The 13,196-nt window shown below is 45.1% G+C and carries 13 protein-coding genes; 4 read left to right on the top strand and 9 right to left on the bottom strand.

Going from position 1 to position 13,196, the window contains the following annotated elements; genetic code table 11:
* Positions 1 to 41: 41 nt before the first annotated feature.
* Complete coding sequence (locus ACXAGV_RS08310; RefSeq protein WP_474872841.1) at positions 42 to 788, bottom strand: hypothetical protein; 747 nt, start codon at positions 786 to 788, stop codon at positions 42 to 44.
* Positions 789 to 1,065: 277 nt separating this feature from the next.
* Between ACXAGV_RS08310 and ACXAGV_RS08305 the strand changes: the two genes are divergently transcribed.
* Positions 1,066 to 1,584 (top strand): TetR/AcrR family transcriptional regulator, encoded by a 519-nt coding sequence (locus ACXAGV_RS08305; RefSeq protein ID WP_474872840.1) that lies wholly within the window; start codon positions 1,066 to 1,068, stop codon positions 1,582 to 1,584.
* Positions 1,585 to 1,648: 64 nt separating this feature from the next.
* Positions 1,649 to 2,710 (top strand): alcohol dehydrogenase family protein, encoded by a 1,062-nt coding sequence (locus ACXAGV_RS08300; RefSeq protein WP_474872839.1) that lies wholly within the window; start codon positions 1,649 to 1,651, stop codon positions 2,708 to 2,710.
* 109 nt (positions 2,711 to 2,819) lie between these two features.
* On the opposite strand, the gene ACXAGV_RS08295 is transcribed toward ACXAGV_RS08300, so the two are convergent.
* On the bottom strand, positions 2,820 to 3,023 hold the full coding sequence (locus ACXAGV_RS08295) for a diguanylate cyclase domain-containing protein (protein WP_474872838.1): 204 nt from the start codon (positions 3,021 to 3,023) through the stop codon (positions 2,820 to 2,822).
* A gap of 257 nt (positions 3,024 to 3,280) precedes the next feature.
* On the opposite strand from ACXAGV_RS08295, the gene ACXAGV_RS08290 reads away from it, so the two are divergent.
* Positions 3,281 to 3,856 (top strand): exopolysaccharide biosynthesis protein, encoded by a 576-nt coding sequence (locus ACXAGV_RS08290; RefSeq protein ID WP_474872837.1) that lies wholly within the window; start codon positions 3,281 to 3,283, stop codon positions 3,854 to 3,856.
* Positions 3,857 to 3,994: 138 nt separating this feature from the next.
* Positions 3,995 to 4,768 (top strand): DNA/RNA non-specific endonuclease, encoded by a 774-nt coding sequence (locus ACXAGV_RS08285; RefSeq protein WP_474872836.1) that lies wholly within the window; start codon positions 3,995 to 3,997, stop codon positions 4,766 to 4,768.
* Positions 4,769 to 4,828: 60 nt separating this feature from the next.
* Here ACXAGV_RS08285 and ACXAGV_RS08280 read toward each other — a convergent pair whose 3' ends face one another.
* The 7 genes from ACXAGV_RS08280 to ACXAGV_RS08250 form a co-directional block, all read right to left on the bottom strand.
* The gene (locus ACXAGV_RS08280; protein ID WP_474872835.1) at positions 4,829 to 5,680 is read right to left on the bottom strand and encodes a sterol desaturase family protein; all 852 of its coding nucleotides are present in this window, start codon (positions 5,678 to 5,680) and stop codon (positions 4,829 to 4,831) included.
* A 114-nt stretch (positions 5,681 to 5,794) separates the two neighbouring features.
* On the bottom strand, positions 5,795 to 6,436 hold the full coding sequence (locus ACXAGV_RS08275) for a CDP-alcohol phosphatidyltransferase family protein (protein ID WP_474872834.1): 642 nt from the start codon (positions 6,434 to 6,436) through the stop codon (positions 5,795 to 5,797).
* The gene (locus ACXAGV_RS08270; RefSeq protein ID WP_474872833.1) at positions 6,430 to 7,068 is read right to left on the bottom strand and encodes an ATP-binding cassette domain-containing protein; all 639 of its coding nucleotides are present in this window, start codon (positions 7,066 to 7,068) and stop codon (positions 6,430 to 6,432) included. Before ACXAGV_RS08270 ends, ACXAGV_RS08275 begins: the two co-directional genes overlap by 7 nt.
* Positions 7,058 to 8,821: an ABC transporter permease gene (locus ACXAGV_RS08265; RefSeq protein WP_474872832.1), complete on the bottom strand. Its 1,764-nt coding sequence runs from the start codon at positions 8,819 to 8,821 to the stop codon at positions 7,058 to 7,060. Before ACXAGV_RS08265 ends, ACXAGV_RS08270 begins: the two co-directional genes overlap by 11 nt.
* Positions 8,821 to 10,155 (bottom strand): ABC transporter substrate-binding protein, encoded by a 1,335-nt coding sequence (locus ACXAGV_RS08260; protein ID WP_474872831.1) that lies wholly within the window; start codon positions 10,153 to 10,155, stop codon positions 8,821 to 8,823. Before ACXAGV_RS08260 ends, ACXAGV_RS08265 begins: the two co-directional genes overlap by 1 nt.
* Positions 10,142 to 11,005 (bottom strand): DUF547 domain-containing protein, encoded by an 864-nt coding sequence (locus ACXAGV_RS08255; protein ID WP_474872926.1) that lies wholly within the window; start codon positions 11,003 to 11,005, stop codon positions 10,142 to 10,144. Before ACXAGV_RS08255 ends, ACXAGV_RS08260 begins: the two co-directional genes overlap by 14 nt.
* A 29-nt stretch (positions 11,006 to 11,034) precedes the next feature.
* Complete coding sequence (locus tag ACXAGV_RS08250; RefSeq protein ID WP_474872830.1) at positions 11,035 to 13,188, bottom strand: FAD-dependent oxidoreductase; 2,154 nt, start codon at positions 13,186 to 13,188, stop codon at positions 11,035 to 11,037.
* Positions 13,189 to 13,196 lie beyond the last annotated feature (8 nt).

The following is a 13,196-nucleotide window of genomic DNA, read 5'->3' as shown; positions in this document are numbered from 1 at the left end:
CTGTTGCAAGCATTTTGTTTTTTGTATTACCCGTCATCACGTTAGTCTTCCTTGGTCAATTGTTCCGTTTTTAATGAGGCTCCATCTTGAGTCCATAAAATGAGCGCTTTCTCCATATAATCGAGATATTCAGCTATCAGTTTATAGTTACTGGCATTGAGGATTCGACTTACATTACTGCGATTTTTATCTAGTATGGCCGCTACACTTTCATGGCTCTTATCCGTGGCTTCAAGATACGCGAGTAAGGTTTGCGACTGGGTTTGTGTCAGTCCATTGATATGCGCGTCGGCAAAACGTGTTAAGAGCTGCGTTTTGTCGTCGAGTGTTTGTTCACCGCTACAAAAAGTAAGATGGTGCGGCTTTATGTTATCTAACCCTCGCCCTGACAACACAAAAGCGTCTCCTGTGCCTGTTTTTACGTCTGAAGGGCGAAATTGCGCTTCTCCCACAGCAACACTCATTCGCACATCTACTCCTGAAGCGTGCGCCTTAAGTGCTAGCCGCAATCCAACTGCGGCTGCAATGCTATGCTGTGGTTGTGCAACAACTAGCTGGAATGCGTCTCCTCGATAAATATCAAAGTCTCCACCGTAGTACTCGGCGTAGTATGTTAAACGCTCTCTCAGCGTAGCAATTATCTCTCTGAATTCAGCATCAGAATAAGACTGAGAGTTGGAGACGTCACCGGTAATCACACCAGCGCACTTTTTTGTATTACTTGTTAAAGCACTCTTTCTTATCATTTCACTATGCGCCGCGTTGTCTTTTCTGCTTTCAATAGACACTTTTTCCCGTTCAGAGGTCCACTATGACACGCTACCATCTCAAATTCAAAAACAATCACACAGTAAAATGTGATTATTATTAATCACAAATCCACATGTGAGTAAATTAAGTAACGCAAAGCAAAATATAACAAAGAACGTGTAGCAGCTGTTGATTAAGTAGAATACTTACTCTACCCTTAAGTAGAATATTTATTCTACTTAAAATCTGTTTAATTGGTTAACAAGCGATTTACCAAGCAGACGAAAATAACAAACGCTTTCGAGGAGACCCGGTATGACCGCGTCCAAACAATCTGAGTTAGCTTCGAAACTAGAGCACGCATTTGCCCTTTACGGTTTCGCAGAGCCTAATGTGGCTAAACTCAAGGACCACACTGGCACCACACTAAAAACCTTGTACAAATACTTCCCTTCAAAAGAAGACATGATTATTGGCGCGCTTGACTATCGTCACAGCCGTTACATCGCGTTTCTGGAAGAAAACTGCCCCTCGACGCGTAAAGAAGCAATTAACCACATATTTGAACGCTTGTCGGTATGGCTAACGACATTCGCTCCCAGAGGTTGCATGTCATTGCAGGCTTTGGCGAGTTACCCCAATAACCTTCACATTGAAACCGCTGTGAACAACCACAAACACGCGGTGTTAACCTGGCTGAATGAAAAGCTCGAAGACCCAGCCCTTTCAAACAGCGTGTTCCTGCTACATGAAGGCATGTCATCAGCGTGGCCAACGATTGGTGATAAAGCATTAACTGCAGCGAAAGGCGCACTAACAGTGCTACTTGATTAGCCCTTCTTAGTACTTGCATCAACCATTACCTTTCTCTTTAAAAGCAAAAATTCTGGAGGACAATATGAAATCATTGCCAAGTAAAATGTACGGCGTACAGCTAACCAAGCATGGCGATCTCGACGCACTGACATTTAACGAAAACATACCTATGCCTACACTCAGCGACAACGATGTACTTATAGAAGTACGCGCTGCGGGGGTAAACAATACCGATTTAAATACGCGAAAAGGTTGGTATTCCAAAGGCGACAATGACGCTGAAGATGCTAGTTGGGGTGGTAAGCCGCTGGCTCTGCCGCTTATACAAGGGGCTGACGTGTGTGGCTACATTGTTGCTGTGGGTAAAAATGTTAGCCAAGAACGCATTGGAGAGCGTGTGATCATAGAGCCATGCCTGACTGAAGTTAACAATCAAAAGCTCGATTCGCCTTGGTACTTTGGCTCGGAATGCAATGGAGGTTTCGCACAGTTTACTAAAGTCGCATCGCGCCATGCCCATGCCGTAAACTCAACTATGACAGATGAGGAGCTCGCGTCTTTTCCCTGCTCTTATTCGACTGCCGAAAACTTGCTACACCGTGCAAATGTAAAAGCAGGTGAACGGGTATTCATTACGGGAGCATCGGGTGGCGTAGGCTCAGCGGCAGTTCAGCTAGCGAAAGCGAGGGGCGCATACGTAATAGCGGTAACAAGTGAAGAAAAACGTGTCACTCTAGAAGCATTAGGCGCCGATGAAACCGTGCTGCGCGATGGTGACTGGGCAAGCCTAGCAGAACCCGACGCTTTCGATGTGGTAATAGACCTTGTTGCTGGCCCGCGCTGGCCCGAACTCCTTGAGGTACTTAAACCATTTGGGCGCTACGCCACCTCTGGCGCAATCGCCGGCCCTAAAGTGACGTTAGATGTGCGTACACTCTACCTAAAAGACTTAACCCTTTTAGGGTGTACGATTTTGGAGAGTGAGGTGTTTGAAAACTTGGTAAAACACATCGAAAAAGGAAGCATTACACCGCTTGTATCTGCTACCTACCCTCTCGCTGAAATTTGTCAGGCACAACAAGACTTTGAGAAGAAAAAGCATATTGGCAAGATGGTACTGACAGTTGGAGAAAACAAATCCTAGTACGATAGGTTCAATTTCGCTAACGTTATTTACATGGTAAGTGTCTTGGAGCCGGACTGCGCTAAACAAAAGTGTAACGTAAAATGTAAGAGTTTGACGTTTATACGGACTAAAGCTTAGCGCAGTTTCTTCCAGACGCTTTCGCTTGATAAAGGGCTTGGTCTGCCTGCTGAACCAGCGATAAAGCGCTCTCTTTGCTTTGCGGAGCATCATCATGACGTGATGGATTCAGCTCCATAGTCGCCATACCGATACTTACCGTAAGTTTACCGTCATAGTCCGATGCCTTATGTGGGATATCTAGAAACTTCACGTTCCGAATAATTCGTGCAGCGATAGCGTGGAGTTCATCGAGCCGAGTATTGGTTAAATAACGGCAAATTCTTCACCGCCATAGCGGGCAACTAGATCGTCACTACCTAAGCAGCTATTAGTTAATGTAGCAGTTAATCTTTAACTAGTGAAAAATCTATTTATCCCACGACGTGCACCGGCATTTCATTAAACTTATTTAAAGAAAAAGCGTAATGATAAGTATAGCGATCATTAAATTGGAATTAGTAGGCGAATATGGGAAATTCAATTGTTGAATTAATGGATAACATGTACAGCGAGAGCGATGACACTACGTCACTAGGTGAGGTAATAGAACGCTTCGAAGACAGGGGCTTTGGTCCCCTTTTATTGATGCCAGCTTTGATCGCTCTGCTTCCCACTGGCGCCATCCCAGGCGTACCCACGCTGTGTGGAATCACTTTATTTTTTATATGTTCACAAGTCGCCATAGGAAAAACCAGTCCGTGGCTTCCCACATTTATTAAAAATAAAGAGGTGTCTACTAACAAACTAGATAGCGCAGTTGAAAAAGCCAAGCCTTATGCGCAGAAAGCTGAAAAGCTATTAAAACCTAGGCTTACCTTTCTTTCACATACCCCATCAAAGAATATTATTGCGGCATATTGCGCGATTGCATCGCTTTGCATGATACCTCTGGAGGTACTGCCCTTTGCGGTAGCCTTGCCCGCTTTTGCTCTATGCGTTACCGCGCTTGGAATAACTAACCGTGACGGCGTCTTTCTTATTGTTGGTATGCTGCTTCAATTAGGCACCGGATACTTAGTATTCAAGGCACTGGCGATGATGTAACACTGAGTACTAACTAGAGCCCCCCTACTTTAGGCGACAACCACTTGTTTTGTCGTGATTTTTACGTACTATTCGTGAAATTAAACAACTGTACTTCGGTACAGACTCTTACTTTCATTAGAATAGAGCCGAAAAATAATGAAGAGACTTATTGTGGTATCTCTTGCTGTATCATTTGTTTTCCCCGCGTTCAAAGCCTTTGCTGAAAACTGTGTATTCAGCTGCCCTATTGGATTAAGTGGGCAAACCATAACTCGCTCCATTTATACGCTGAATAATAACCCACAAACAAAGTTTGCTAATTGGGTGGCGTATCATGTTACGCCCGAGACTATTGATGGCCCATCTAGAAGCCGTAACTGGAAAGCAGACCCTGAGTTGGATGATGAAAGCACGCTTGAGCCTAACGATTACAAAGGCGCATGGCGAAATATAGGCACAGATAGAGGGCATCAAGTCCCCCTAGCGTCTTTTAGCAACTCACCTGACTGGCGGGAACTCAACTACCTTTCAAACATTACGCCTCAAGACTCTGATTTGAACCAGGGTCCATGGGTTAAATTGGAAAATGCAGTGCGTAGCCTAGTGAGAACAGGGCATGATGTTTATGTGGTTTCGGGCCCTCTTTACGAGACTTTTTTCGCTGCGTTACCGGGTGCCGATGAGTTGCACAGCATCCCCAGCGGTTACTTTAAAGTTATCGTGAGTGAAGTTAACGGTTTAGTGGAAGCGTCTGCGTTTATCATGCAGCAAAACGCCTCTCGCCGTGATGATTACTGCACAACACAAGTTACCATTGATGAAGTGGAAGCGAGAACCGGGTTAGATATTATGCCAGTATTACCCGATGAAAGTGAGGAAACTATTGAAGGCAGGCTTGGTAAGCTAGCTATGCGACTTGGGTGTAGCTAAGCCTTTCTTGGGAATAAAAACGTGTAGCTATCATTAATAGACAGCCTTTTTGTTTGCTAGCTAGTTGCTTTTAAAAGGTTGCAGTAGCAAGGCGCGAATTGAAGCATTTTCTTTTGTTGCAGGTACATCCTGTTGGCCTATGGAAAGTGTTTCGTCGCTTTGCTTCGCTCTAGGAGTAAAGCTTTTAAAAAGCCTGTCCCACCAAGATACACTGAAGCCATAGTTAGAATTTGATTCTGCCTTTACTTGGCTATGATGTATACGGTGCAAGCGTTGGGTAATAAGCACCCACCCCACTCTGTCGTCCCACTTTTGCGGCAATCGAATGTTAGCGTGGTTAAATAGCGCAAACCCATTTAGTGCAACTTCGAAGATAACTATAGCAATGGCTGGTATGCCTAATACCGCTACTGCCAAAGCCTTAACGCATAGGCTAATAGCAATTTCCACGGGGTGAAATCTAAGACCTGTAGTGGTATCTACATGACTATCAGCGTGATGCATTTTGTGGAAACGCCATAAAAAAGGCACCGTGTGAAACAATCGATGCTGCCAGTAAATAAGCATATCCAACAGCAGTACACTTATTACCACTATACCGACAAACAGAGCGTTGCCGTATTGGGTATTATTTATTTGCTCAGTAGACGGCAAAATACCGACGGTTTTAGCTGTTACTAGATTAAACAGCCCAACGCCATCTTGCTGGGCCCATATCGATACACCAACTAATGTTGCGGGAAGTAAAACTCTAGAGACTAGGGCCCCCAACACCACCATGGAAAGGTTTCCTACCCAGCGTGTTTTCCTATTCAACACGGCATTACGCGCTGGAAACAAGGCTTCCAGTGCTGCCATAAAGACAAAAACACCAAGAAATACACTTAGGCGAATAGCTGACGCATTATCCACTACGGTTCTCTTATCGATTCAATTTCATGTTTACTTCTTAACAACTAATTACGGTTTGTGCTCGCAGAAGGAGCAGTTCTGGCCCCTTCCCTTATCAGTTGTGACGCTTTAAACCTAATCAGTTGTCGAACACTGACTTTGTTCTACTTTATTTAAGGTGCTAAACCCACCCGCAATTCGAGTGACCACCGTTACGGCACATGCAGCGGCAAAAATATATGCTAGTACAGCAAAATGTTCAGGCCAGATGCAAAAAGCAAGAAACATAAGAATTGTTTCTGTACCCTCGGTTAACCCCTGCATATAGTAAAAACTTTTGTTAGCGAACTGGGGTCTGTCGATATGAAATTTTTCAGCTGCAATAGCAAAAGCCAAAAAGCTACTGCCCGTACCGATAAATGTGGCAAGCAGCACCGTTGCTGGTATGCCCCAGTTGATGGGATCAGCAATGCCAAATGCTAACGGAATAGATGCATAAAACAAAAAGTCTAGGCATATATCAAGAAACCCACCTGCGCTGCTGCTACTTTGTTGAAAGCGAGCTAACTCACCGTCAATACCGTCAAATACCCTATTGAGTATAATGCAGCTAAGTGCCATTCCCCACCAGTTAAGAATAATAAAGGGAACGGCAAGAATACCTATAATAAAGCCTGCCACGGTAACTTGATTCGGGCTGATGCCCTTTGCATCCAGTGTTGCGATCAATGGTTTTAATAGCGGTTTAATAAAGGGGGTAATTTTCGCATCTAGCATGGTGATAACTCTATTATTTGACCGCCGGCAGCAAGGGCGTCCTCTTTGTCGTGTGTTACAAGTACTGCGGGAATGTTTCGCGCTTTTAGCTGCGCAAACGTCCAGCTTCGAATTTGCTCACGAAGGGCAAAATCTAGCTTACTAAAAGGCTCGTCTAACAATACGATGTCAGGTTGTGAAGCTAGCGTTCTTAGTAGAGAAACACGGGATTGCTGCCCGCCTGATAGTGAAGTTACTGCGCGCTCCCCTATACCTGCCAAGTCAACAGCGCTAAGCATTTCTTCGATAGCCTCCATTTTTGCTTTTCGATTTGTGTGACTGTCTTTAGGCATGGCAAAGGCAATATTTTCTGCAACCGTCATGTGCTCAAATAACAAGGCGTCTTGAAACATAATGCCTACTTTACGTAAATGAGCCGCTTTATCGTTTACTACAACACCGTTAATTTTAATGATACCGCTAAAACTAAACGGCCCATGAAGTTGGCCGGTAATTGCCTGCAGCAAAGTAGACTTCCCGGCTCCACTTGGGCCCATTACCGTTAAAATTTCTCCGTCTTTCACACATACATTCACTTTTAATAGTGTGTTTTGTGCATGAGAAACCACTAGGTTTTCTAAACTAAGCGCCATGGAATACTGCCCTGCTCTTTTTTTCTGAAGTACGTACTTTACTGCCTGGTTTAACTAACATGGCGGGTAAATACCACGCCATCACAAAGCCAACTAAAGGCATAATTGCTTGGATAATAACGAATACAGCCGTTAAGCGAGTACTGCTTCCCGATACTGATGCAACGGCTTCTGTTGTGATAGTGGCAATAGTTCCCCCCGAGGCCAGTAACGTAGGTAAGTACTGGCTGAAGCTGATAGCAAGCCCCAGCGCCCACGCCACCATGATGGCTGAAACCAGGGATGGCAATTTAATATGATAGAACACTTGCCAGGGCGTTTTGCCTAAGCTTTGTGCAACCATTGCGTATCGTATGTCGAATTTCCGATAGGCTACCGCCATAGACAAAAATACATAGGGCACCACATAAACCATATGAGCAATGTAGGTATGAAACCAAACAGCGTCTTGCAGCACGAGTTGCTGGAACCAAACTAAGCCATATAAAAAAGCGACACCAGGCACCAATAGCGGCAAAAACAACGAAATTGAAAACGCCCTTTTGGCATTTTTACCTGCGGGTTTAAGCAGCTCACTTTCAAGTGTAAATAGTACTAACCCCAATGCTGAGGTACTTACCATTATCCCAAGTAATAAACTATTAGAAATTGGCGTATCGAGAGTTTCAAGTGCTGTTCGCCAATGCAATAGCGTAGCACCTTCTGGCAGTAAGTTAGGATACAACCACTGCTTAGCCATTGAGTACGTAATTATCGAATAAATCACCGCACCGATTAAAGCAATGTATAGCGCTACGGTACTATAAGCGGCGCCTTGCACAAAGCTATCAAAAAAGCGCCTACTCCCTTTCGCAAGCCTTTTCTTTCCCGCATATATCACTATACTCTCGACACATAACAACAGAAGTAACGCCAAACCACTAACGGCAACCTGAAGCACGGCTGCACTGCTTGCCAATAGGCGCATAGACAAATCGATATGGTTAAACCAATGCATAATCGCTACGGCCAAAGTGCTGGGGTTATTTCCCCCTAATATAAGCGGTATTTCCACGTTAGAAGTAGCGAAGACCAACACCGCTAATATAGGTAATCTGATTTGTGTGAAGACAGTGGGCATTACAAGCTTAAAAAAGGTTGCCACGGGAGAATAGCCAAGCGCCGTGCCCACTTTGATATAGCCAGAAAGTTTACTTTTCACTAATGGCTGGGACATTACACTTAACGCCATTAAAAGAATAAACGGTAGCTCTTTTAAGCTTAACGCCAGCAGTACGCTTAGCCCCGCAGGATCATAGGGAAAAAAAGTGTCATATGGGAAAAGCGCCTCGCCACTACCAGGAATAACCGTACCCGTTCCTACCGCGGTTATTCGAGCAAATATGCCTGACGGGCTGAATACAAATAGTAAGGCAATGGCTGCAGCCGCGTGTGGAAAAACAAGAAACGGGCTTAATAAGCCTTGGATTTTGTTTAACCAATTCGATTGATAAAATGACGCTAGTAATAAAAATGCGCCAGCCATCGCCAGTAATGTAGACCCCACCCCAGTAAAAAGTGATAGCCACACCATCTGCCAAATATCACCAAGAGCAAATAGCGTTCTAAAAACGTCTAGTGAAAAGCTGTTTGCGCCTATGGCAGGAAAATAGCCTAACGCCGGAAACGCTACGCCAACCAACCCAGCCAAAACAGGGATGCACAGCAAAAGTAATAAGCACCAGCGTGCAACTTGTGTAAACTGAGCAAACATCAATAACGCGCTCCGTAGCGTTCGTACCATGCCTCACGCAGCGCATCGGTCCAGCTTGCATGAGGTTCAGCCAACAACATAATTGATTGAGACTTATCCAGCGCTGATGGGTGAATATTATCTTCTACGAAAAGCGCTTGGTCTAACTCTGACAGGCTTTCAATATCAAGCACGGTATCGTCTCCCCATACCTCTACTGCCTGTTTTTTAGCTTGTGCCTGGGGTGAAAGTAAAAAATTAACCACCGTTTTAGCCGCCGCTTTGTTTTTTGAGTTATAAGTAAGGCCTACAAAGTGAACGTTTGCCAGGCTACCGTCTTGCATAACATAAGTACGAACATCGTCAGGTAAATCGAAACGCGTTACCGCCGAAGGAATTTCTGAAGCGGTAAAAGAGAAGGCCATTGAAAGCTCACCTGTACCCACCAAACGTTGTAATTGGGAGGCTTGCCGTAACATGTGTTTACCCTGTTGCCACATGGTGGGGTGCAGCGCATCAAAGTACGCCCACAAACTCGGTAAAACAGCATCAAGCGATTCATCAGTCGCTGGCTGATAGAAAAGGCTTCGCTTATCTTTATTAAGTGCAAGCGCTGCATACTTAATAAAACTAATACCTAAATAATCGCTCGGTACTGGATAGGTAAACCTACCTGGGGATTTTTGGCTAAATCGTAGAAGCTCTTCAATGGTTTTCGGCGCCATAAGCCCTAGCGTATTTAAGTGTGCGCTACGGTAGTAAAAAACCATAGACGCTTTGCCCCAAGGCGCCTCCATTCCTAACGTAGGCTCACCAAAGTCTGTCGTTACAGCGGGGTTTTGATCTGGATTGGTTAGGCTAAAATTGTCAAGTTCACCTGCCCACGAAGTACTTAACAAATCGTGCTTTTTCATTGCAGCGAAGTTTTCGCCGTTTATCCAAATAAGGTCAACACTTCCGTTTTTGTGGTTTCCTGCCGCCTTTTCAGCAAGCACCCGAGAAACCGCATCACTAGTGTCGGCCAGCTTCACATGTTGTAGTTCTATGTTAAAACGCGTTTTAACTTGCTCGGCTACCCACTGAAGGTAGCCATTGACCTGGGCGCTACCACCCCAGGCATGAAATCGAACAAGAGGCGGTTTTTCGCTAGCTGCTTCATCGCTGGTTTGGCCCAACGCCGGCTGGGCTACAACAAATACGGAAAAAATAACCATGCAGGTAAAAAAGAATACCTGCATGGGGGTAAACAAGGGTCTATTTGTACTTAACTGTCCCGCAGCTTGCCACCCTGAATTCATTTGCGAAGCATTCAGGGCACTAGCGTTAATGTTAGCGTTACCGCTACTGTTTCGCATTAAGCGCCCAGTCATAGTTTAGGTATTCGATATCTGCAGTGTTATTTTTTAACGCTGAAACTTGCGCTTCAGTTAATTGCATTGCGTCTTTATACAGCAAGATAAACTCACTAAGCGTTGCCGTGTCACGCCACTCGCCGTTTTCACCTTCAAAATCCTCACTGTACCAATCAAATATTTTTGATAGAGAGAGTGTGTTATCGCTCATTTTGTTGCGAGAGGTGTCAGCCAAAAACCGCTTAGTTTGTGCCTCTAACTGCGAATCTAGTTTGTCTGCTGTGTATGCTTCTTCACGAAGCGCTGGGCAACCTACGCTGGCACAATTCACCGCAAAATGAATGCGAGGCTCGTTATAGTTTTTTGTGGTTTGGTTTGTACCGCGAATAAGTTCGTGTTCAATTTCATCTAACGTGCGGGTTTCGCCTAGCAGCGGTGCTATTTCTTTTTTCCAAGGCGAGGAAAAGAAACCTCCTAAATCACGAATTGAGTCGATATCTGGGTACTCAGTTAAAATAAGCTCGATGGTGTAGGCGTTGTACGCGTTAATGAGAAAAGCGAGTTGTTTATCCTTATTCCATGAATCGAATGTACTTTGCTCAACCTTAGCCAATCGCGCTAAATACTCGTTAAGCTTAGTCCGCTCTTTTTTAAAACCATCGTAATTTACCTGAGTGCTAGCGCCATTAGAAATCGGCGTTACATACTCACTTAATAAATTATCGAACGTACGATGTAGGCCTTCTTCAGCGCTAGCATAGAAACTTACGCTTGCAGCAAACAGCGCTAAGCTGCCTACTGCTACACCACGTAATACTGTACTACCACGTGATAAACGGGCGACTTTCCACATAAAAGGCGATTGAGTAGTTTTCACTTCTATTACCCTCTGCGCCATGTGTGGAATTTCTCAACGTAGCTTAAAAGTTTTTCAGGAGCATTAGCGCGCTTCCAATTCCCCGCTGCGTACTTCGCACCTTCTGCCCATGTTGGGTAGGCGTGGATAGTGCCAAGAATTTTGTTTAACCCTAGATCGTGTTTCATGGCAATAACAAACTCAGCAAGCAAATCACCAGCGTGCTCAGAAACAATAGTAACGCCCAGTATCTTGTCTTTACCCGGCGGCGTAAGCACCTTTATAAACCCTTTACGCGCACTTTCGGCAACCGCGCGGTCAAGCTCAGCAAATTCGTAACGAGTTACTTCCACATCAATCTCTTGTTCAGCAGCATCTCGCTCACTTAAGCCTACTCTTGCCACTTCAGGGTCAATAAAGGTTGTCCAAGGGATAACGCGATAATCCACTTTAAACTTTTTGAACGTGCCGAACAGTGCATTTACCGCCGCGTACCACGCCTGATGCGAGGCAACGTGGGTAAACTGATAGGGCCCTACCACATCACCAGCAGCAAAAATGTTTGGCATTAGAGTTTGCAGGTATTCATCGGTTTCTATGGTTCGATCGAACTGTATCCCCAAATCTTCAAGACCAAACCCAGTAAGGCGCGCTTTTCGACCCACCGCCACAATCACTTCGTCATAAGCGATAGTAGACTCGACACCTTCTTTAGCAACCACTAATACTTTTTCATCGTCTTTCGTTTCAAAGCGCAGTGCGTCATGAGATGTCAAAACATTCACTCCGCTTTCTCGTAGTACAGATTCAGCATACTCGGCTACATCCGCATCCTCGCGGCCCATTAAACGCGGTGCACGTTCAACTTGCGTAACCTCACTACCCAGGCGAGAAAATGCCTGCGCCAGTTCACAGCCAATAGGCCCACCACCCAACACGATTAAACGCTTTGGCGCTTCTTCTAGGTCAGCAAACTTAGTCCACAAGGTGTCAGACGTGACATAACCGCTTTTTTCAATACCAGGCAGGTCTGGAACAAAAGGCGCTGCGCCTGTGGCAACAACAATGTTTTTAGTAGTTAGCGTTTGCGTGCCGCCATCATTCTTTTTAATTTCCACCGTCCAGGGGTCGATGATCTTCGCATAGCCTTTCACTACATCCACACCTAAGCTGGTGTAACGCTCTACACTGTCGTTGGGCGCGATAGCCGCAATGACTTCATGTACACGGGCCATCACTTTCTTGAACGACATCGCTGGTGTTACCGGCTCTAAACCATAGTTATCGGCATGGCGCATTTGGTTTGCTACTTTCGCCGTTTTTATAATGGCTTTACTGGGTACGCAGCCATAGTTAAGGCAGTCGCCCCCCATTTCCCCTGCTTCTACCAGCGTTACTTTTGCTTTCACCGCTGCAGCTATATAGCTGGTGACCAAGCCACCTGCACCGGCGCCGATCACCACTAGATTACGGTCAAATTTCTTTGGTTTGTTATAGCCTTTGTAGACGCGGCGGCGATTGACTACCGCCACGATAGCTTTAGCTATCCAAGGGAATATACCTAGCAATACAAATGAGAGAATAAGCCCAGGCGAGACAATGCCTGATAGGCTTTCAATTTGCGCAAGTTGAGTACCCGCATTTACATATACAGCGGTGCCAGCCAACATGCCCACTTGGCTTACCCAGTAAAATGTCCAGGTTTTAAGTGACGTCAGCCCCATTAACAGGTTGATTAAAAAGAACGGGAATACCGGTACTAAACGCAGTGTAAACAAGTAAAACGCGCCTTGTTTTTCTACGCCCTCATCTATCTTTTTAAGCTTTTCTTTAAACTTGTTGCGTACGGTATCTCGTAGAATGAAGCGCGCGACTAAAAAAGCTAACGTAGCGCCCACGCTCGATGCGAACGACACAATAATTAAGCCCTGCGCCAGCCCAAACAAGGCCCCTGCGGCTAAGGTCAAAATTGCTGCACCTGGTAGCGACAGAGCGGTAACCGCAACATAAATAGCGAAGAACACCCCAATGCTTAAAACAGGGTTTTCTTCTATTTGCGCTTGAAACGTATCGAGTGAGCCCTTCATCCCCTGAAGGGTTAAATAGCTATTCAAATCAAAGTAGAAAAAACTAAATATAGCGGCGGCGATAACCCCTAAAAGCGCTATTTTCTTAAACATAAAAATCC

Source organism: Alteromonas sp. ABH4_453, assembly GCF_056160665.1.
This window is presented reverse-complemented; position numbering and strand designations above follow the sequence as displayed.

Bases quoted from the DNA above. Each gene is read 5' to 3' on its own strand.
- ACXAGV_RS08255 (WP_474872926.1), bottom strand. From the start codon at position 11,005: ATGTGGAAAGTCGCCCGTTTATCACGTGGTAGTACAGTATTACGTGGT.
- ACXAGV_RS08270 (WP_474872833.1), bottom strand. From the start codon at position 7,068: ATGGCGCTTAGTTTAGAAAACCTAGTGGTTTCTCATGCACAAAACACA.
- ACXAGV_RS08285 (WP_474872836.1), top strand. From the start codon at position 3,995: ATGAAGAGACTTATTGTGGTATCTCTTGCTGTATCATTTGTTTTCCCC.
- ACXAGV_RS08290 (WP_474872837.1), top strand. From the start codon at position 3,281: ATGGGAAATTCAATTGTTGAATTAATGGATAACATGTACAGCGAGAGC.
- ACXAGV_RS08300 (WP_474872839.1), top strand. From the start codon at position 1,649: ATGAAATCATTGCCAAGTAAAATGTACGGCGTACAGCTAACCAAGCAT.
- ACXAGV_RS08275 (WP_474872834.1), bottom strand. From the start codon at position 6,436: ATGCTAGATGCGAAAATTACCCCCTTTATTAAACCGCTATTAAAACCA.
- ACXAGV_RS08305 (WP_474872840.1), top strand. From the start codon at position 1,066: ATGACCGCGTCCAAACAATCTGAGTTAGCTTCGAAACTAGAGCACGCA.
- ACXAGV_RS08260 (WP_474872831.1), bottom strand. From the start codon at position 10,155: ATGCGAAACAGTAGCGGTAACGCTAACATTAACGCTAGTGCCCTGAAT.
- ACXAGV_RS08265 (WP_474872832.1), bottom strand. From the start codon at position 8,821: ATGTTTGCTCAGTTTACACAAGTTGCACGCTGGTGCTTATTACTTTTG.
- ACXAGV_RS08250 (WP_474872830.1), bottom strand. From the start codon at position 13,188: ATGTTTAAGAAAATAGCGCTTTTAGGGGTTATCGCCGCCGCTATATTT.